This window comes from Streptomyces rhizosphaerihabitans (assembly GCF_025399795.1).
In the GTDB taxonomy this organism is placed as follows: Bacteria; Actinomycetota; Actinomycetes; order Streptomycetales; family Streptomycetaceae; genus Streptomyces; species Streptomyces rhizosphaerihabitans.
This window is the reverse complement of the sequence record NZ_JAODTZ010000052.1, coordinates 1-17,402: the sequence shown is the minus strand read 5'-3', so window position 1 is coordinate 17,402 and position 17,402 is coordinate 1. Positions and strand designations below refer to the sequence as shown.

The 17,402-nt window shown below is 70.0% G+C and carries 12 protein-coding genes and 1 pseudogene; 11 read left to right on the top strand and 2 right to left on the bottom strand.

Annotation, left to right across the window (positions count from 1 at the left end; genetic code table 11):
* Nucleotides 1-12: 12 nt before the first annotated feature.
* The 4 genes and pseudogenes from N4G66_RS36140 to N4G66_RS36125 all read left to right on the top strand — a co-directional run bounded on the left by N4G66_RS36140 (nt 13) and on the right by N4G66_RS36125 (nt 5,421).
* A complete protein-coding gene (locus tag N4G66_RS36140) occupies nt 13-2,025 on the top strand; it encodes an IucA/IucC family protein (RefSeq protein ID WP_261708538.1) in 2,013 nt (670 codons plus the stop codon).
* Between the two features lie 58 nt (nt 2,026-2,083).
* Nucleotides 2,084-2,899: a GNAT family N-acetyltransferase gene (locus N4G66_RS36135; RefSeq protein WP_261708537.1), complete on the top strand. Its 816-nt coding sequence runs from the start codon at nt 2,084-2,086 to the stop codon at nt 2,897-2,899.
* Between the two features lie 166 nt (nt 2,900-3,065).
* Nucleotides 3,066-3,314, top strand: a pseudogene (locus tag N4G66_RS36130) (IucA/IucC family C-terminal-domain containing protein); the annotation flags it as partial.
* Between the two features lie 88 nt (nt 3,315-3,402).
* Nucleotides 3,403-5,421, top strand: a complete 2,019-nt coding sequence (locus tag N4G66_RS36125) for an ATP-dependent DNA helicase (protein ID WP_261708536.1) — start codon at nt 3,403-3,405, stop codon at nt 5,419-5,421.
* 511 nt (nt 5,422-5,932) lie between these two features.
* On the opposite strand, the gene lexA is transcribed toward N4G66_RS36125, so the two are convergent.
* Complete coding sequence (gene lexA, locus N4G66_RS36120) at nt 5,933-6,709, bottom strand: transcriptional repressor LexA (protein ID WP_261708535.1); 777 nt, start codon at nt 6,707-6,709, stop codon at nt 5,933-5,935.
* Nucleotides 6,710-7,227: 518 nt separating this feature from the next.
* Here lexA and nrdR point away from each other — a divergent pair.
* The 3 genes from nrdR to N4G66_RS36105 all read left to right on the top strand — a co-directional run bounded on the left by nrdR (nt 7,228) and on the right by N4G66_RS36105 (nt 11,767).
* Nucleotides 7,228-7,779, top strand: coding sequence for a transcriptional regulator NrdR (gene nrdR / locus N4G66_RS36115; protein ID WP_261708534.1), 552 nt, complete (start codon nt 7,228-7,230; stop codon nt 7,777-7,779).
* A 161-nt stretch (nt 7,780-7,940) separates the two neighbouring features.
* The gene (locus N4G66_RS36110; protein WP_261708533.1) at nt 7,941-10,838 is read left to right on the top strand and encodes a vitamin B12-dependent ribonucleotide reductase; all 2,898 of its coding nucleotides are present in this window, start codon (nt 7,941-7,943) and stop codon (nt 10,836-10,838) included.
* Between the two features lie 251 nt (nt 10,839-11,089).
* Nucleotides 11,090-11,767, top strand: coding sequence for a DUF6215 domain-containing protein (locus N4G66_RS36105; RefSeq protein WP_261708532.1), 678 nt, complete (start codon nt 11,090-11,092; stop codon nt 11,765-11,767).
* Nucleotides 11,768-11,911: 144 nt separating this feature from the next.
* On the opposite strand, the gene N4G66_RS36100 is transcribed toward N4G66_RS36105, so the two are convergent.
* On the bottom strand, nt 11,912-12,445 hold the full coding sequence (locus N4G66_RS36100; protein WP_261708531.1) for a TerD family protein: 534 nt from the start codon (nt 12,443-12,445) through the stop codon (nt 11,912-11,914).
* 154 nt (nt 12,446-12,599) lie between these two features.
* Between N4G66_RS36100 and N4G66_RS36095 the strand changes: the two genes are divergently transcribed.
* The 4 genes from N4G66_RS36095 (at nt 12,600) to N4G66_RS36080 (ending at nt 17,268) form a co-directional block, all read left to right on the top strand.
* Nucleotides 12,600-13,205, top strand: coding sequence for a YdbC family protein (locus N4G66_RS36095; RefSeq protein WP_261708530.1), 606 nt, complete (start codon nt 12,600-12,602; stop codon nt 13,203-13,205).
* Nucleotides 13,206-13,311: 106 nt separating this feature from the next.
* Complete coding sequence (locus tag N4G66_RS36090) at nt 13,312-13,971, top strand: histidine phosphatase family protein (protein WP_261708529.1); 660 nt, start codon at nt 13,312-13,314, stop codon at nt 13,969-13,971.
* A gap of 12 nt (nt 13,972-13,983) precedes the next feature.
* On the top strand, nt 13,984-14,913 hold the full coding sequence (locus N4G66_RS36085) for an ADP-ribosylglycohydrolase family protein (protein ID WP_261708528.1): 930 nt from the start codon (nt 13,984-13,986) through the stop codon (nt 14,911-14,913).
* A gap of 891 nt (nt 14,914-15,804) precedes the next feature.
* Nucleotides 15,805-17,268 (top strand): DUF4153 domain-containing protein, encoded by a 1,464-nt coding sequence (locus N4G66_RS36080; protein WP_261708582.1) that lies wholly within the window; start codon nt 15,805-15,807, stop codon nt 17,266-17,268.
* Nucleotides 17,269-17,402 lie beyond the last annotated feature (134 nt).

Below are 17,402 nucleotides of genomic sequence, written 5' to 3'. Positions count from 1 at the left end.
CAAGGAATTCTCGTGAACGCCACCCCCGCACCCGACAGCTCCCCCTCCCCGTACGAGCGAACGGCCGTCGGATCACCGACCCCGCGCCTGTCCGGATCGGAGTCCGTTCCCCGGCAGAAGGAGGCGTCGCCGGCACCCGAACGGTCACGCGGGGCCACTGTCGACCTGCTCGACCTGTTGGATCACCCCGACACCCGGACGGCGGCACAGGCCGCGGCGGTCGAGAACCTGCTGCGCTGCTGGGTCCGGGAGAACAACCTGCCCGCCCCCGAAGACGGCACCCTTCGCATCACCCTGGCGGCCAGCGGCGCGACCCTGCTCGTTCCCGTCCGCCACTGGTCCCCCTCCGGCTGGCACCGCTTCGGCTTTCCCCTTCTCGCGGACACGCCCGACCAGGCACCGGCCGTCGACGCGGTGACCGTGGCTGCCCTCTTCGCACAGCAGACGGCCGCCGGGACACCGACCGCGGACACGACCTGCCCGGCCCCCATCGACGAGCGGGCGGTCGTCGTACCGGGCGCCCACGGTCCCCGGCACTCGGACAGCCCGGCCGGCGAAGGAGCCGACCTGGTCGGCCGCGTCGCCGACTCGGTTCGGCGCACCGCGGTGTTCATCAGGGACCGCAGGGAGCACCCCGCCGACACCCCCGACCTCTTCCTCGCCGCCGAGCAGGCACTTCTCCTCGGTCACCCGCTGCACCCGACACCGAAGGGACGCGACGGCCTCTCCGACGCGGAAGGCAGGCTCTACTCCCCGGAGTTGCGCGGCGCCTTCCCTCTGCACTGGATGGCGGTCGCCCCCTCGGTGCTGGCGTCCGACTCGGCATGGACGGAGCGCGGCCGCGCCGTACCGGCGGAGCAGCTGACCATGCGGCTGGCCGGGCCCGGCCTGGCGCTCCCCGACGGGTACGCCGCCGCTTTGCCGCTGCACCCCTGGCAGATGCGTGAGATCCAGCACCGCCGGGAGACCGCGGCCCTGCTGGATGCCGGGCTGCTCCAGGACCTCGGTCCGCACGGCACGCCGTGGCACCCCACCTCCTCCGTCCGCACCGTCTACCGCTCAGGCGCCCCAGCGATGCTGAAGCTCTCGCTGGGCCTGCGCATCACCAACTCCCGTCGTGAGAACCTCCGCAAAGAGCTCCATCGTGGCGTGGAAGTCCACCGCCTGTTGCGCGGCGGCCTGTTCAAGCAGTGGCAGGCCGTCCATCCCGGCTTCGACATCGTCCGCGACCCGTCCTGGCTCGCCGTGGACGGCCAGGACGGCGAACCGCTTCCCGGGCTCGACGTGATGATCCGCCACAACCCGTTCGGGCCGACGGACGACGTCGGCTGCGTCGCGGGGCTGGTCTCGCCCCGGCCGTACGCGCGGCTCGGCACGCACAACCCGGCGGAGCGCGGCCCCTTCATGCGGTCCCGGCTCACCGAGATCGTCACCGGGCTCGCCGGCCGTACCGGCCGCGCGCGCGGCGCCGTCGCCACCGAGTGGTTCCTGCGCTATCTCGAACAGGTCGTACGCCCCGTGCTCTGGCTGGACAGCGAGGCGGGCATCGCTCTGGAGGCGCACCAGCAGAACACCCTGCTCCTGCTCGACGCGGAAGGCTGGCCCACGGGCGGCCGCTACCGCGACAACCAGGGGTACTACTTCCGCGAGTCACGGCGCGCCGAACTCGACGCCCGGCTGCCCGGCATCGGGGCGCACAGCGACACCTTCGTCTCCGACGAGGTCACCGACGAACGCTTCGCCTACTACCTCGCCATCAACAACGTGCTCGGCCTCGTCGGAGCGTTCGGCTCCCAACGACTCGCCGACGAGAGGCTGTTGCTCGCCGCGTTCCGGCGCTTCCTCACCGGTGTCGCCACCGGTCCCGCCCGACTGCGGACGCCGCTGCCCGCCCTCCTGCTCGACTCACCCGTCCTGCGCTGCAAGGCCAACCTGCTCACCCGGCTGCACGGCCTCGACGAACTCGTCGGTCCCGTCGACTCCCAGTCCGTCTACGTCACCATCTCCAACCCCCTTCATTCCTGAGGAACATGCCCCACCCCCACCCCCACCCCCACCCCCGTCTCCTGAGAGGAGCGTCGTCGTGCCTCCCACCGATGCGAGCACCGACGCCGGCACCGCCCGCGCCGCCCGACTCGATCCCGGATCCGGCCCCGGATCCCGCGCGGGCACCGGCTCCGACCCCGGTGCCGGCACGGACTGCGAGGACACGCTCGACCTGCGCCTCCCCGACGAACTGATCGCCTTGTTCGCCGGGGACACCGGATCCCGGGACGGGAATTCGGCCGGGATTCCGGGCGGGATTGCGGATGGGATTCCGGATGGGGACGATCTGCTCGACCGTGTCGGCGGCTGGGGGCCGGCCAAGACACCCGCGGGCGTCCTCCACCTCGTCCCCGTGCGTGCCGAGCGGGACCTCCCGTTCATCCACCGCTGGATGAACGACCCCGCCGTCGCGGCGTTCTGGGAACTGGCGGGACCCGAGTCCGTGGTCGAGGACCATCTGCTCCGGCAGCTGGACGGTGACGGACGCAGTGTTCCGTGCCTCGGGGCGCTGGACGGTATTCCGATGAGCTACTGGGAGATCTACCGCGCGGATCTCGACCCTTTGGCCCGCCACTACCCCGCCCGGCCCCACGACACCGGAATCCACCTGCTCATCGGCGGTGTCGCCGACCGTGGACGGGGGCTCGGCTCCACCCTGCTCAGAGCCGTCGCCGACCATGTCCTGGACAAGCGTCCTTCGTGCGCCCGTGTCATCGCGGAACCCGATCTTCGCAACACCCCCTCGGTGTCCGCCTTTCTGAGCGCCGGCTTCCGGTTCTCCGCCGAGGTCGACCTGCCGGACAAGCGGGCGGCCCTCATGATCCGGGACCGGGCCCTGCGCGATCTGTTGTAGAGCCGTCACTCCTGGTTCACTGCTCGCCCCGATCCGGTTCCCCGTCGAGGAGTCCCCGTGTCGAATCCATCCGCCCCCCGCCACCCCCGCCGCCCGGGAGACGCCCACCCTGTACGACCTGCCCGAACTGCCCGCAGAGCACAGGGAGCGGGCGAGCCGCCGTCTGCTCTGCGAGGAACAGCTGGGCGTTCCCGAGGATGAATTCTGGTCCCTCGTACGAGGGGAGATCATCCGCCACCAGACCCGCTTCCCCGAGCTCAAGGACCGTCACGAGATGTTCGACCTGCTCACTCCCCGTATCGAGCGGCTGTGCCTGAACCGCAGCCGGCCGCATCTGGACGGCTACCGCGACCGTCCGGCACGCCCGCACGCCGTCGTCCACGGCACCCTCCCGAACCCCCTTCACCAGCCGTGATCCCCCGGCCCGCGCTCGGCTTGATCACGTCTTCGGTTCCGGCCTTGATCGCTCGGTTGTCAGTGGCGCCCCGTAGGCTGGCAGCGCTATGACGAAGCCCTCACTCCCTGAACTCCTGCATGCTGCCGTCACTGCCGTCGGCGGTACGGAGCGCCCTGGCCAGGTGACGATGGCCGAAGCCGTCGCCGGTGCCATCGACGACAGTTCCCACCTGCTGGTCCAGGCGGGCACCGGTACCGGAAAGTCGCTCGGCTATCTGGTGCCCGCGCTCGCGCACGGCGAGCGGGTGGTCGTGGCGACCGCGACCCTGGCGCTCCAGCGGCAGCTCGTGGAGCGGGACCTGCCGCGCACCGTCGACGCGCTGCACCCGCTGCTGCGCCGCCGCCCCGAATTCGCGATGCTCAAGGGCCGGTCGAACTACCTGTGCCTGCACCGCCTGCACGAGGGCGTGCCGCAGGACGAGGAGGAGGGCCTCTTCGACCAGTTCGAGGCGGCCGCGCCCACCAGCAAGCTGGGCCAGGACCTGATGCGGCTGCGCGACTGGTCGGACGAGACCGAGACCGGTGACCGCGACGACCTCACACCCGGTGTCTCCGACCGGGCCTGGGGCCAGATTTCGGTGTCGTCCCGGGAGTGTCTCGGCGCCACCAAATGCGCCTACGGAGCGGAGTGCTTCGCCGAGATGGCCCGCGAGCGGGCCAAACTCGCCGAGGTGGTCGTGACCAATCACGCGCTGCTCGCGATCGACGCCATCGAGGGCGCGCCGGTCCTCCCGCAGCACGAGGTGCTGATCGTCGACGAGGCCCACGAGCTGGTCTCCAGGGTCACCGGCGTCGCGACCGGCGAGCTCACGCCCGGACAGGTCAACCGAGCGGTGCGCCGCGCCGCGAAGCTCGTCAACGAGAAGGCCGCCGACCAGCTCCAGAGCGCCGCCGAGGGTTTCGAACGCCTGATGGAGCTCGCGCTGCCGGGACGCCTGGAGGAGATCCCGGAGGACCTCGGGTACGCGCTGATGGCGCTGCGCGACGCCGCCCGCACGGTGATCTCCGCCATCGGGGCCACCCGCGACAAGTCCGTCCAGGACGAGGACGCCGTACGGAAGCAGGCCCTGGCGTCCGTCGAAGCCGTGCACGCCGTGGCGGAGCGCATCGCGAACGGCTCGGAATGGGATGTCGTCTGGTACGAGCGTCACGACCGCTTCGGAGCCTCGCTCCGGGTGGCTCCGATGAACGTGTCCGGGCTCCTCAGGGAGAAGCTCTTCGCCGACCGCTCCGTTGTCCTGACGTCGGCGACCCTCAAGCTCGGCGGCGACTTCAACGGCGTGGGAGCTTCGATGGGGCTCGCCCCGGAAGGCACGGAGGGCGAGGACCTTCCCCAGTGGAAGGGCGTCGACGTCGGCTCGCCCTTCGACTATCCCAGGCAGGGCATTCTCTACGTCGCCAAGCACCTGTCGCGCCCCGCGAGGGACGCCGACCGCGGTGACATGCTCGACGAGCTCACCGAGCTGATCCAGGCTGCCGGCGGTCGTACGCTCGGCCTGTTCTCCTCGATGCGCGCGGCCCAGCTCGCGGCGGAGGAGCTGCGGACCCGCATCCCCGAGTACCCGATCCTGCTGCAGGGCGAGGAGACGCTCGGCGAGCTGATCAAGAACTTCGCGGCCGACCCGAAGACCTGCCTCTTCGGCACGCTCTCGCTCTGGCAGGGCGTGGATGTGCCGGGCCCCAGCTGTCAGCTGGTGGTCATGGACAAGATCCCCTTCCCCCGCCCCGACGACCCGCTCATGAGCGCGCGCCAGAAGGCGGTCGAGGACAACGGAGGCAATGGCTTCATGGCCGTCGCCGCCACCCACGCCGCACTCCTCATGGCCCAGGGCGCCGGCCGCCTCGTACGGGCTTCCGGGGACCGAGGTGTGGTGGCGGTACTGGACCAGCGTCTGGCCACGGCTCGCTACGGCAGCTATCTGAAGGCCTCGCTCCCCGACTTCTGGTACACCACGGACCCGAACCAGGTCCGCAGGTCCCTCGCCGCGATCGACGAGAAGGCGAGGGCGATCGAGGAGACGGCAGGGCAGGCCGCCGAACCCGCGAGTGAGCCGGAGGACGCGTAGCGCCCAAGGGCCCGGCTCATGGCCCCCTGGACCTGGCACACGAGCCGCACGGAGCCCGAGCCCCATACCCACGAGCCACGTGCCCGGGAGCCACGCGGAGCCCGTGCCCGTACCCACGAGCCACGTGGAGCCTCGTGCCCGGGAGCCACGCGGAGCCTTGAGTCTCGCGCCCGGCGGGAGCCGCACGGAGCCCCAGCCCCGTACCCACGAGCCACGTGGAGCCTCGTGCCCGGGAGCCACGCGGAGCCTTGAGTCTCGCGCCCGGCGGGAGCCGCACGGAGCCCCAGCCCCGTACCCACGAGCCGCACGGAGCCTTGGACCGTGTGTCCAGGAGCCGCTGGGGCCCCTGGCCCGGGTCTATGAGGTGTCTGGAACCCAGGGACCCCACGGTCGAAGGACCAGTGGAGTCCGGTCAAGGCCCCCGGCCAGAAAACGCACAGGACCCCGGAACCGGCGCAGTTGGTTCCGGGGCCCGGTCAGGGGCGGGGGCGGTGGACCGCCCGTCGCGGCGTCACACCCGGCGCAGTACGGCGACGACCTTCCCGAGGATGGTCGCCTCGTCGCCGGGGATCGGCTGGTAGGCGGAGTTGTGCGGCAGCAGCCACACGTGTCCGTCCTCGCGCTTGAAGCGCTTCACCGTGGCTTCGCCGTCCAGCATCGCGGCGACGATGTCGCCGTTCTCGGCGACCGGCTGGCGGCGGACCGTCACCCAGTCCCCGTCGCAGATGGCGGCCTCGATCATCGAGTCACCGACGACCTTCAGGACGAAGAGCTCCCCGTCGCCGACCAACTGGCGTGGAAGAGGGAAAACGTCCTCGACCGACTCCTCGGCGAGGATCGGGCCACCCGCGGCGATACGGCCGACGAGCGGCACATAGGACGCGGCCGGTTTGCCCGCCGTGTCCGTCGGCTGCACCGAGGACTGGTCGGAGCCCCTCACCTCGTACGCGCGCGGGCGGTGCGGGTCCCGCCGTAGGAAGCCCTTGCGCTCCAGTGCCATCAGCTGATGTGCGACCGAGGAGGTGCTGGAAAGGCCGACGGCCTGCCCGATCTCCCGCATCGACGGCGGGTAGCCGCGCCGCTGCACGGAGTCCCGGATCACCTCGATCACCCGGCGTTGCCGGTCCGTCAGTCCCGAGCTGTCGGCCCGGATGCCTGGAGGTCGGCCAGGCAGGGAGCGCTTGGGCCCCTCATGGTTCGCGGGTTCGTTCATCACATGCACCGGCTCGAGTCGGCCCTGGGAGCGGTCCTGGGCGGTGATGGTGGCGCTGTCTGCGGTGGTGGTCACGTCGGCCCCTCTCGATGGTCTCCCTGCTGGACAACGGTAGTTGCTTTCGAAAGGTTGCGCCAAACACACGTTCGAGTGAAAAAACGCGAATTGCCTGACGTGAGCATGTGTCTGGGTGTATGGCTGGCGACGTGCCTGGCGGACAAAAGGGCTCATTGCTGTACCCTTCACCGCCGAAGGCGGCAGCCGTGCCGGCTGACCTGGGCCGCCGCCCAGTCTGCCATCCGATGGCCGACCGGCCGGGAACCGGCCCCCTTCCGTGCGTCGACCACGCTATCCCCGGGTGTCCGGGATGGGTATGCCTGTGCGGCACGTGCCCTTACGTGTACGACACGCGCGCCGTGGGCGATTTCATGGGTCGATCCCCACATCTAGTGGTTGGATTGCGGTGGCATCCCAGAAGTTGTGGTCCCCCGGGTCTTCAGGCCCTCGGGTATCGCCTATGCTTGAGGCTGCTTCGAGGGGCCCGTGAGGTCCCGCGAGGTCCCTGAGTCGTGCTGTGAAGGAGGGTCGGAGACATGCACTGCCCCTTCTGCAGGCACCCGGACAGCCGCGTCGTCGACAGCCGTACGACCGACGACGGCACGTCGATCCGCAGGCGCCGCCAGTGCCCCGACTGCTCCCGTCGTTTCACGACCGTGGAGACGTGCTCGCTGATGGTGGTGAAGCGCTCCGGTGTGACCGAGCCCTTCAGCCGGATCAAGGTCATCAACGGCGTGCGCAAGGCCTGTCAGGGGCGGCCCGTCACCGAGGACGCGCTCGCCCAGCTCGGCCAGCGGGTCGAAGAGGCCGTGCGAGCCACCGGAAGCGCCGAGCTGACCACCCACGACGTGGGACTGGCCATACTCGGACCCTTGCAGGAACTCGACCTGGTGGCCTACATGAGGTTCGCGTCCGTGTACCGGGCCTTCGACTCGCTCGACGACTTCGAAGCCGCCATCGCGGAACTCAGGCAGGTGGATCAGCGCCCCGCCGTGGACGACGACGACCCGGACGTGGTGCGCCAGGAGACCGATCGCGAGCGCGGAGGAACCGTGGAGGTTCCCGTGCCCGCCACCGCCGCCGACTGACCGCGGGCCGGACCCCTCGGGGCGTCCGGCCCCGCCCACGGGCGGCGACCACAGACCTGCTGCGTCAGGCCGTATCAGCGGCACCCGCAGCATCAGACACAGACCGTGCCACGGGAAGTTCGCGGCACTTCAGCGCGTTTTAGCTGTTACTGGGAGGCGGCATGACAGAGACGGCGAGCGGTCCGGCACGAGGTTCCCGCGCAAAGAGCGGAGCCAAGGCCAGCAAGGGACTGCGCATCGAGCGCATTCACACCACCCCCGGCGTGCACCCGTACGACGAGGTGGAGTGGGAGCGCCGTGACGTCGTCATGACCAACTGGCGCGACGGCTCGGTCAACTTCGAGCAGCGTGGCGTCGAGTTCCCCGGCTTCTGGTCGGTGAACGCGGTCAACATCGTCACCAGCAAGTACTTCCGCGGCGCTGTGGGCACCCCGCAGCGCGAGGTGAGCCTCAAGCAGCTCATCGACCGCATCGTGAAGACGTACCGGCAGGCCGGCGAGGACTTCAAGTACTTCGCCTCGCCCGCCGACGCCGAGATCTTCGAGCACGAGCTGGCGTACGCCCTCCTGCACCAGATCTTCAGCTTCAACAGCCCTGTCTGGTTCAACGTCGGGACGCCGCAGCCCCAGCAGGTCTCCGCCTGCTTCATCCTGGCCGTCGACGACTCCATGGAGTCGATCCTCGACTGGTACAAGGAAGAGGGCATGATCTTCAAGGGCGGCTCCGGCGCCGGCCTGAACCTTTCCCGCATCCGCTCCTCCAAGGAGCTCCTCTCCTCGGGCGGCAACGCCTCGGGTCCCGTCTCCTTCATGCGCGGTGCCGACGCCTCCGCAGGAACGATCAAGTCGGGCGGCGCCACCCGCCGCGCGGCCAAGATGGTCATCCTCGACGTCGACCACCCCGACATCGAGGACTTCATCGAGACCAAGGTCAAGGAGGAGGAGAAGATCCGCGCCCTCCGTGACGCGGGCTTCGACATGGACCTGGGCGGCGACGACATCACGTCCGTCCAGTACCAGAACGCCAACAACTCGGTCCGCGTGAACGACACGTTCATGAAGGCCGTGGAGTCGGGCGGAACGTTCGGCCTCACCTCGCGCATGACCGGCGAGGTCATCGAGGAGGTCGACGCCAAGTCGCTCTTCCGCAAGATGGCCGAGGCCGCCTGGGCCTGCGCCGACCCGGGCATCCAGTACGACGACACGATCAATCAGTGGCACACGTGCCCGGAGTCCGGCCGTATCAACGGCTCGAACCCGTGCAGCGAGTACATGCACCTGGACAACACGTCCTGCAACCTCGCCTCGCTGAACCTGATGAAGTTCCTCAAGGACGACGGCAAGGGCCGCCAGTCCTTCGAGATCGAGCGCTTCGCCAAGGTCGTCGAGCTGGTCATCACCGCGATGGACATCTCCATCTGCTTCGCGGACTTCCCGACCGAGAAGATCGGCGAGAACACCCGCGCCTTCCGTCAGCTGGGCATCGGCTACGCCAACCTCGGCGCCCTCCTGATGGCGACCGGCCACGCGTACGACTCCGACGGCGGCCGCGCGCTCGCCGGCGCCATCACCTCCCTGATGACGGGTACGTCGTACAGGCGTTCCGCCGAGCTCGCCGCGGTCGTCGGCCCGTACGACGGCTACGCCCGCAACGCGCAGCCCCACCAGCGCGTCATGCAGCAGCACGCCGACGCCAACACCACGGCCGTCCGCGTGGACGACCTGGACACCCCGATCTGGGCCGCCGCCACGGAGGCCTGGCAGGACGTCGTCCGCCTCGGCGAGAAGAACGGCTTCCGCAACGCGCAGGCCTCCGTCATCGCCCCGACCGGCACCATCGGTCTCGCGATGTCCTGCGACACCACCGGTCTTGAGCCCGACCTCGCGCTGGTCAAGTTCAAGAAGCTGGTCGGCGGCGGCTCGATGCAGATCGTCAACGGCACCGTGCCGCAGGCCCTGCGCCGCCTGGGCTACCAGGAGGAGCAGATCGAGGCCGTCGTCGCCCACATCGCCGAGAACGGCAATGTCGTCGACGCCCCGGGCCTCAAGCACGAGCACTACGAGGTCTTCGACTGCGCCATGGGCGAGCGCTCCATCTCCGCGATGGGTCACGTCCGCATGATGGCCGCGATCCAGCCGTGGATCTCCGGCGCGCTCTCCAAGACGGTCAACCTGCCGGAGACGGCGACCGTCGAGGACGTCGAAGAGGTCTACTTCGAGGCGTGGAAGATGGGCGTCAAGGCGCTCGCGATCTACCGCGACAACTGCAAGGTCGGCCAGCCCCTCTCCGCCAAGACCAAGGAGAAGGAGAAGGTCGAGGTCACGGCGAAGGCCGAGGGCACCATCCGTACCGCGGTCGAGAAGGTCGTCGAGTACCGCCCGGTGCGCAAGCGCCTGCCCAAGGGCCGTCCCGGCATCACCACCTCCTTCACGGTGGGCGGCGCCGAGGGATACATGACCGCCAACTCCTACCCGGACGACGGTCTCGGCGAGGTCTTCCTGAAGATGTCGAAGCAGGGCTCCACCCTCGCGGGCATGATGGACGCCTTCTCGATCGCCGTCTCGGTCGGTCTGCAGTACGGCGTGCCCCTGGAGACGTACGTCTCCAAGTTCACCAACATGCGCTTCGAGCCGGCCGGCATGACGGACGACCCGGACGTGCGGATGGCGCAGTCGATCGTCGACTACATCTTCCGCCGCCTGGCGCTGGACTTCCTGCCCTTCGAGACGCGCTCCGCACTCGGCATCCACTCCGCCGAGGAGCGTCAGCGTCACCTGGAGACGGGCTCCTACGAGCCCTCCGACGACGAGGTCGACGTCGAGGGTCTGGCCCAGTCCGCGCCCCGCGCGCAGGAGCTGAAGGCCGTCGCAGCCCCCAAGGTCGAGGCCGTCGCGGCCGAGCCCGCCCCGAGGCAGGTCCACACCAGCGCCGAGCTGGTGGAGATGCAGCTGGGCATCCAGGCAGACGCCCCGCTGTGCTTCTCCTGCGGCACGAAGATGCAGCGGGCCGGGTCCTGCTACATCTGCGAGGGTTGCGGTTCGACCAGCGGTTGCAGCTGACACCGAGCGCCTCACGGGCGTGAAGTAGCTGGTCAGGGCGGTGCGGTTGATGTTCGACCGCATCGCCCTTGGCGTTGGCCGAGCGGGGGCCGAAGTGCCCGGAGGCGGGCCCGGCGTGCGGGGGCGTGTCCCGGGGGCGTGCGCGCCGCGGTGCGACGGTCAGGGCATCGGCGGAATTCGGGTTTCCCGCGAAACGATCAACGGCTAGTCTCCCTCCGCGCGCACGGAGCGCGATGGGGAGGGCGGGGGACATGGCCGACGAGAAGGCCGGGTCGAAAAAGGGTATGGGCGCGGGGGCTCAGGCCGTCGCGGCGGTGGTGCTCGTCGCGGGCGTCACGGGAGGCATATGGGGAGTGTCGCGGGTCTTTCCGCAGAATAACGCCGATAAACCGGCCACCTGCTCCAAGGAGCACGCCACCCGGCCCACGAAGCACGTCTCCGGTGCGAAGCTGTGCCAGGCGCTGAACCGCGCGGACCTGCCGGCCCTCCTCGGGACGCCCGACGAGCACCCGGAGACGGCCGACGGCGGCGACAGCGTGATCACCCTCGACGGTGGCACCAAGATCGCCAGCCCTGAAGCGACCGTCACGCTGAAGACCTACTCCGTGAGGCTCTCGGCTTCCGAGGACCGGTTTTCCGTCACCCAGGGTGTCCGTCTGCTGCCGTCGGCCGAGCCGAGGCAGATCCTGGGCCACCCTGCGGTCCTCTACTCGGACCGGACGATCGCCCTCAGCTTCGGCTCAGGCAAAGGCGAGACCGGCCCCGGCGGCATAGCCCGCGGTCTGCTGGTCGCCAGGGACGCGAAGGACGGGGGCGGTTCGTTCGAGCTCGTCATCTGGCGTCAGGACGATGTGACGCCCGACGACGCGGCTCTGTTCCGCGTCGCCGAAGCGGTGCTGCCGACGCTGCCGGGCTGGAAGAACGGCTGAGCAGGCGCCGACGGGACCCGAATCCGACGAGACCCGAATCCGACGAGACCCGAAGTCGACGACCTGAATCCGACGAGACCTGAGGTCGACGAGGCCGAAACCGAAGGCCGGCGCAGCGCGGGAACGAAGAATCTCCGCTGCGCCTCACGCCTCCTGGGGGCTGCCCATGACCCTGGCGAAGGTCGCCGGGTCGGTGTCGTAACCGCGGATGCCCGCGTGGAACGTCCACTCCCCGGAGTGGTCGCGTACGAACTCCCCGATGGTCGCGGCCGTCGCGCCCAGGACGTCGCCGAAGTCGCCCTCCGTCAGGACGGTGTAGCCCTCACGCAGGCGGAAGCCGGGGTTGAGGACACCGACGAAGGTCCTCGCCTCGGTACGCTGCTGAATGAGGACACCGACGACCACGCGCGCGTAACGGCTGTCCAGGCGGTCGAGCTCCAGGGTCATGACCTCGTCCCAGCCGAAGCCCTTGCCGTCCTTGCTGTCGCGGTTCAGATAGATGGTGCCGTCCGGCGAGCGGCTGCCGAAATACACCACATAGGCGGGATTTCCCTGCGGGGCGGACGCCAGATACGTCGCCGCGATGATGTCGAGATCGGTCGCCGGCTCACCCACGGGACTGGGATCCCACTTGATCGCCAACTCGACTTTGCGGATGCCCTTGTTGAGACCGTTCACCGGATGTCCTCTTCCCGTTCCCCGACAGCCACCGGACCAACTCCCCTGAGAGCAGGGCTGGTTGCCCATCGTGCCACGCGGTTCGGGGCGTTCGCCCGGATCCACTGCCCCGGAGCGTGACCGGCGCCACGTTCCGGGGCCTTACGATGGCGCGGTGCTGGTCAAGTGGATTCGCTGCACCGTGGTCGATCGCCGCGGTTTCGAACGGGGGCAGCGAAAGTGGGCGGGGCTTCTGGGGGAGCCGGGATTCCGGGGACAGGGCGGAGGATGGAGTGTGGGGCGGTCCGGCGTCGCGCACATCTTTGCCTTCTGGGAGAGCCGTGCCTTCTACGACTCCTTCATGGCCCGGTCCCATGACCGGCTGGCCGCCGCGCAGTCGGGCACCTTCAAGAACTCCCAGGCCAAGCTGTTCGACTACCGCTTCGACGTGAAGACCGGCTTCGAGCCGCGCTTCACGGACTCCGACGTGGTCCGGGTCGCGCACTGCCGTGTCCACGAGGACCGCGCCGAGCACTTCGCGCTCATGCAGGAGAAGGTCTGGAACCCCGCGATGGCCGGTTCGCCCGGCATGGTGCGGGGCATGTTCGGCGAGGCTCCCGGCAGCGAGTTCCTGGTCCTGTCCATGTGGCGGTCGGCCGCCGAGCACGGCAAGTACCGTGCCGAGCGAGTGGAGAGGCTGGCGCTGCGCGCCCAGATCGAGGCCGACATAGCCGCCCTCGCGGGCGACATCGTGCAGTTGGAACCCGGCTGGATCGTCTGACGGCACCCTCCCGCCGAGGGTCCTGATGTGCGGGATCGGTGTGACCTGCGCCGTATGCGGCCCGTACGACTGCTCGAACAACGCCGACACGATCTAGGGTCTTGGCATGGCACGACCACGGCGCATCGTCCTTGTCCGGCACGGCGAGTCGGTGGGCAATGCCGATGACACCGTGTACGAACGCGAGCCCGACCACGCTCTGGCGCTCACCGAGACGGGGTGGCAGCAGGCGGAGGACACCGGCAAACGGCTGCGCGAAATCTTCGGCAGAGAGCGCGTAAGCGTTTACGTCTCCCCGTACCGCCGTACGCACCAGACCTTCCGCGCCTTCCACCTCGACCCCGGGCTCGTCCGGGTGCGCGAGGAGCCGCGACTGCGGGAGCAGGACTGGGGCAACTGGCAGGACCGTGACGACGTACGCCTCCAGAAGGCTTACCGCGACGCGTACGGGCACTTCTTCTACCGGTTCGCGCAGGGCGAGTCCGGCGCCGATGTGTACGACCGGGTCGGCGGCTTCCTGGAGAGCCTGTACCGGAGCTTCGAGGCCCCCGACCACCCGCCGAACGTGCTCCTGGTGACGCATGGCCTGGCCATGCGGCTGTTCTGCATGCGCTGGTTCCACTGGACGGTCGCCGAGTTCGAATCGCTCTCCAATCCGGGGAACGGAGAGATGAGGATGCTCGTTCTGGGGGAGGACGGCAGATACACCATCGACCGTCCCTTCGAGCAGTGGCGTGATCCTGAATCGTACGGAGCCACCGGATAGAGTGGCAGGGCGATGATCGCTGACTCCTCTCCCGACGGGCGCTTCGAGCGCGCCCTCGCCAGCCTGCGCGGACTCGCGGTGGGGGACGCGCTGGGCTCGCAGTTCTTCGTGCCCGCGAACTACCCGCTGCTGAAGCGCCGAGAGCTGCCGCCCCACCCCTGGCAGTGGACCGACGACACCGAAATGGCCTGTTCAGTGGTCGCGGTTCTGGCCACGCACCACCGCATCGACCAGGACGAACTGGCGCGCTCCTTCGCCGACCACCACGACTTCGACCGGGGTTACGGCCCGGCGGTCAATCGGCTGCTGCGGCTGATCCGAGAGGGCGGCGACTGGCGCGAGCTGGCGTCGGCCCTCTTCAAGGGACAGGGTTCCTGGGGCAACGGCGCCGCGATGCGGATCGCCCCTCTGGGCGCCTGGTACGCCGACGACCCGGAGCAGGCGACCCACCAGGCGGAGATCTCCGCCTATCCCACGCACCAGCACCGTGAGGCCGTGGTCGGCGCCATGGCCGTGGCCGCGGCCGCCGCGCTGGCCGCCGACCCGGCGGGCCCGCCGAGCGCCGAGGCCCTGCTCGACGGTGTCATCGCGCTCGTACCGCGCAGCGCCGTGGGCGCCGGGCTGCGGCGCGCCCGGGACATGCTCGACTACGGGGACGCGGCGACCGTGGCCGCAGTCCTGGGCTGCGGACGGCGTACGTCGGCTCACGACACCGTTCCCTTCTCCCTCTGGTCGGCCGCCCGCGCTCTGGGTGACTACGAAGAGGGGTTCTGGGTCACCGCCCAGGTAGGCGGTGACGTGGACACGACCTGCTCCATCGTGGGCGGTGTGGTCGCCTCCGGGAAGGCGGGAGCGCCCCCCGGGGCGTGGCTGGAAGCCACGGAGGCGCTGCCGGGATGGCTGCCGGGACTGGCGTCCGGACGTACGGCCGGCGACGCGTAGCGCGCACGGCAGAGGGGTTCCCCGGCCGCTGAGCCGCGGGCGGGGCGTTTCGGTCCTGGTCTCGGGCGTGGTCTCGGGCCGGCTTCAGGAAGGCCTCGTGAGGCCATAACGGCGGTCGTCTCGCGGGGGAGGGCGGGGCGTGTCACAGGCTTGCTACAGCCTCGCAGCCCCATCGTGAGCCGAATTTCCCGTGGATACCCTGTGCGCCACGCCGCCCGTTGATCATGGCGGGCGTGTGCCGACGACACACCGGTCGGCAGCCCCCGCGCCGCAGCGGCGCGTTGTGGGCTGCCCGGTGACCGGCTGGGAGGGGATCCCTTGTCCGACATACGGTCCACGCCAGAGCCCGGAGACGAGGCATCGGCGCAACGGAAGAGCCCGGAGACGAGCAAGGAGGTTCCGGAAGCCGGGAAGCGGCTTCCGGAGGGACTGGAGCCGGAGGATTCCACGGATCCGGTGCCTTCTGGATCCACGAGGCAGCCAGGCTCCGAATCCGACGCCACGGCAAAGGCCGCCGAACCGGGAGGCGAGGACGAGCGCGGGGGCGCGGAAGCATGCGGGGACGCGGCAGAGCGTGAGGGCGCGGAAGCGCCCGGGGGCCGACCCGGCGCGGAGACCGACGAAGACGTCGACGAGGAACCCGCGGGGCCGTCCGCCCGAGGGATCGTCGGAGAGGACGGACCCGGGGGGCGCGGCGTCCGAGGGACAGTCCGAGGCGAACAGCCCGCGGAAGCGGCCGCCCGGGCCGCAGACGGAGGCGTGAAGCCGCGTGCCGAGGGGGCGGGAAGGGCCGGCGGAGGCGTGAAGCCCCAGGGGCAGACGGTCCGATCGCTTCATGGAGGCGTCGGCGGGGCGCATCCGCCGGCCACCCCCGGTCCATGGTCGGCCGGGATTCAGTTCACGTCGCCCGCCCCGGTGCGTACGCCCACGCTGTGGGCCGTGATCGCGACCGGAGTACTGAGCATGCTGCTCCTCGACGGCGGTCTGGCGCTCAACCTCCTGCTGGTCGCGATCCCCGCAGCGTTCGCCGCGTACTTCTCGGGCCGGGCCGCGGGACGCTCCACGCGCGCGTGGAGCCTGGTCTGGGGCATCGGCGGCATCGGCCTGCTGATCGTGCCCGCTCTGCGGGACGCGGACTGGCCGTCGTTCCTCGCTGTCGTGACGGCGATCGCGCTCGGTTCGCTCGCGCTGAACGGCGGACGCACCTGGCCCGCCGTTCTGCTGGGCCCCATCGGCGTGTTCAACTCCTTGGTCACTGGCCCCGCCTGGGGCTGGCGTGGGCTGCGGGAACGATTCGGCGGTGCCCGTCGCAGTGTGGGCGTCGGGCTGCGCGCGTTCGTGGTGAGCGCGGTCCTGCTGCTGGTCTTCGGGGCGCTGTTCGCCGGGGCCGACGCCGCCTTCGCCAACCTGCTCGGCGACCTGGTACCGGACGCCTCTGTCGCCGGTGGACCCTGGCGCGTGGTGCTTCTGCTGTTCGGCCTGGTCGGAGCGCTGGCCGTGGCCCACACGGCAGCCGCGCCGGTGCGGTGGGACCGGGTGGTGGTGCCCGCGGGACGCCCTCGCAACCGCGTCGAGTGGGCCCTGCCGCTCATCGTGCTCACCGTGCTCTTCGCGGCCTTCAACGCCGTTCAGCTCGCTGTCCTCTTCGGCGGTTACGACGCCGTACTGAAGAAGACCGGCCAGACCTACGCCGAGTACGCGCGTCAGGGCTTCTGGCAGTTGCTGGTCGTCACGCTGCTGACCCTGCTCGTCGTGGTGTTCGCGTTGCGCTGGGCGCCGCGGGACGACGCGAGCGACCACAAGCTGGTGCGGGGTGTGCTGGGAACTCTGTGCGGCCTGGCGCTCGTTGTCGTGGCATCCGCTGTGCGACGTATGGACATGTATGTGGAGGCCTATGGGCTGACACGACTGAGAGTGTCGGTGGTGGCCGGGGAGCTCTGGCTGGGCCTGGTCATCGTGCTCATCATGGCGGCCGGTGTGTGGGGAGCCCGCTGGCTGCCCCGCGCCGTCGCGGCCAGTGCGGCAGCCGGTGTGCTCGCCTTCGGGCTGATGTCGCCCGACAGTCTGATCGCCGAGCGCAACGTCCAGCGGTACGAGGACACGGGCAAGTTCGACCTCCTGTACGCCCGCGATCTGTCGGCCGACGCCGTACCCGCCCTGGACAAGCTCAAGGAGCCGATGCGTTCCTGCGTGCTGAGATCGATCGCCGACGACCTGGGCAGGGACGACGCACCCTGGTACGCGACCAGTTGGGGCGAGGTCCGAGCCCGGGACATCCTCCGCGACCGCCCGCCGGCCGCGTCCGCCGACTGGAGTGTGTGCAGCCAGTTGGTGAACGCCCTCACGTACCGCTGAGCGGCTTCCCGTCGGAGGTTCCGTGGGCGACGGGTCCGGCTCACGCGGCCTGGTCCTTGAGCGGCGGGCCGGTTCGCGCTTCCGTACCTCGCCGCATGCCTGTGCGCCCTGTGTCCCGTACCTGCGGCGGGGGT

What these genes read in the sequence shown, in the direction of transcription:
- N4G66_RS36125 (WP_261708536.1), top strand. Translation starts at nt 3,403, where the DNA reads ATGACGAAGCCCTCACTCCCTGAACTCCTGCATGCTGCCGTCACTGCC.
- nrdR (WP_261708534.1), top strand. Translation starts at nt 7,228, where the DNA reads ATGCACTGCCCCTTCTGCAGGCACCCGGACAGCCGCGTCGTCGACAGC.
- N4G66_RS36110 (WP_261708533.1), top strand. Translation starts at nt 7,941, where the DNA reads ATGACAGAGACGGCGAGCGGTCCGGCACGAGGTTCCCGCGCAAAGAGC.
- N4G66_RS36105 (WP_261708532.1), top strand. Translation starts at nt 11,090, where the DNA reads ATGGCCGACGAGAAGGCCGGGTCGAAAAAGGGTATGGGCGCGGGGGCT.
- N4G66_RS36090 (WP_261708529.1), top strand. Translation starts at nt 13,312, where the DNA reads ATGGCACGACCACGGCGCATCGTCCTTGTCCGGCACGGCGAGTCGGTG.
- N4G66_RS36085 (WP_261708528.1), top strand. Translation starts at nt 13,984, where the DNA reads ATGATCGCTGACTCCTCTCCCGACGGGCGCTTCGAGCGCGCCCTCGCC.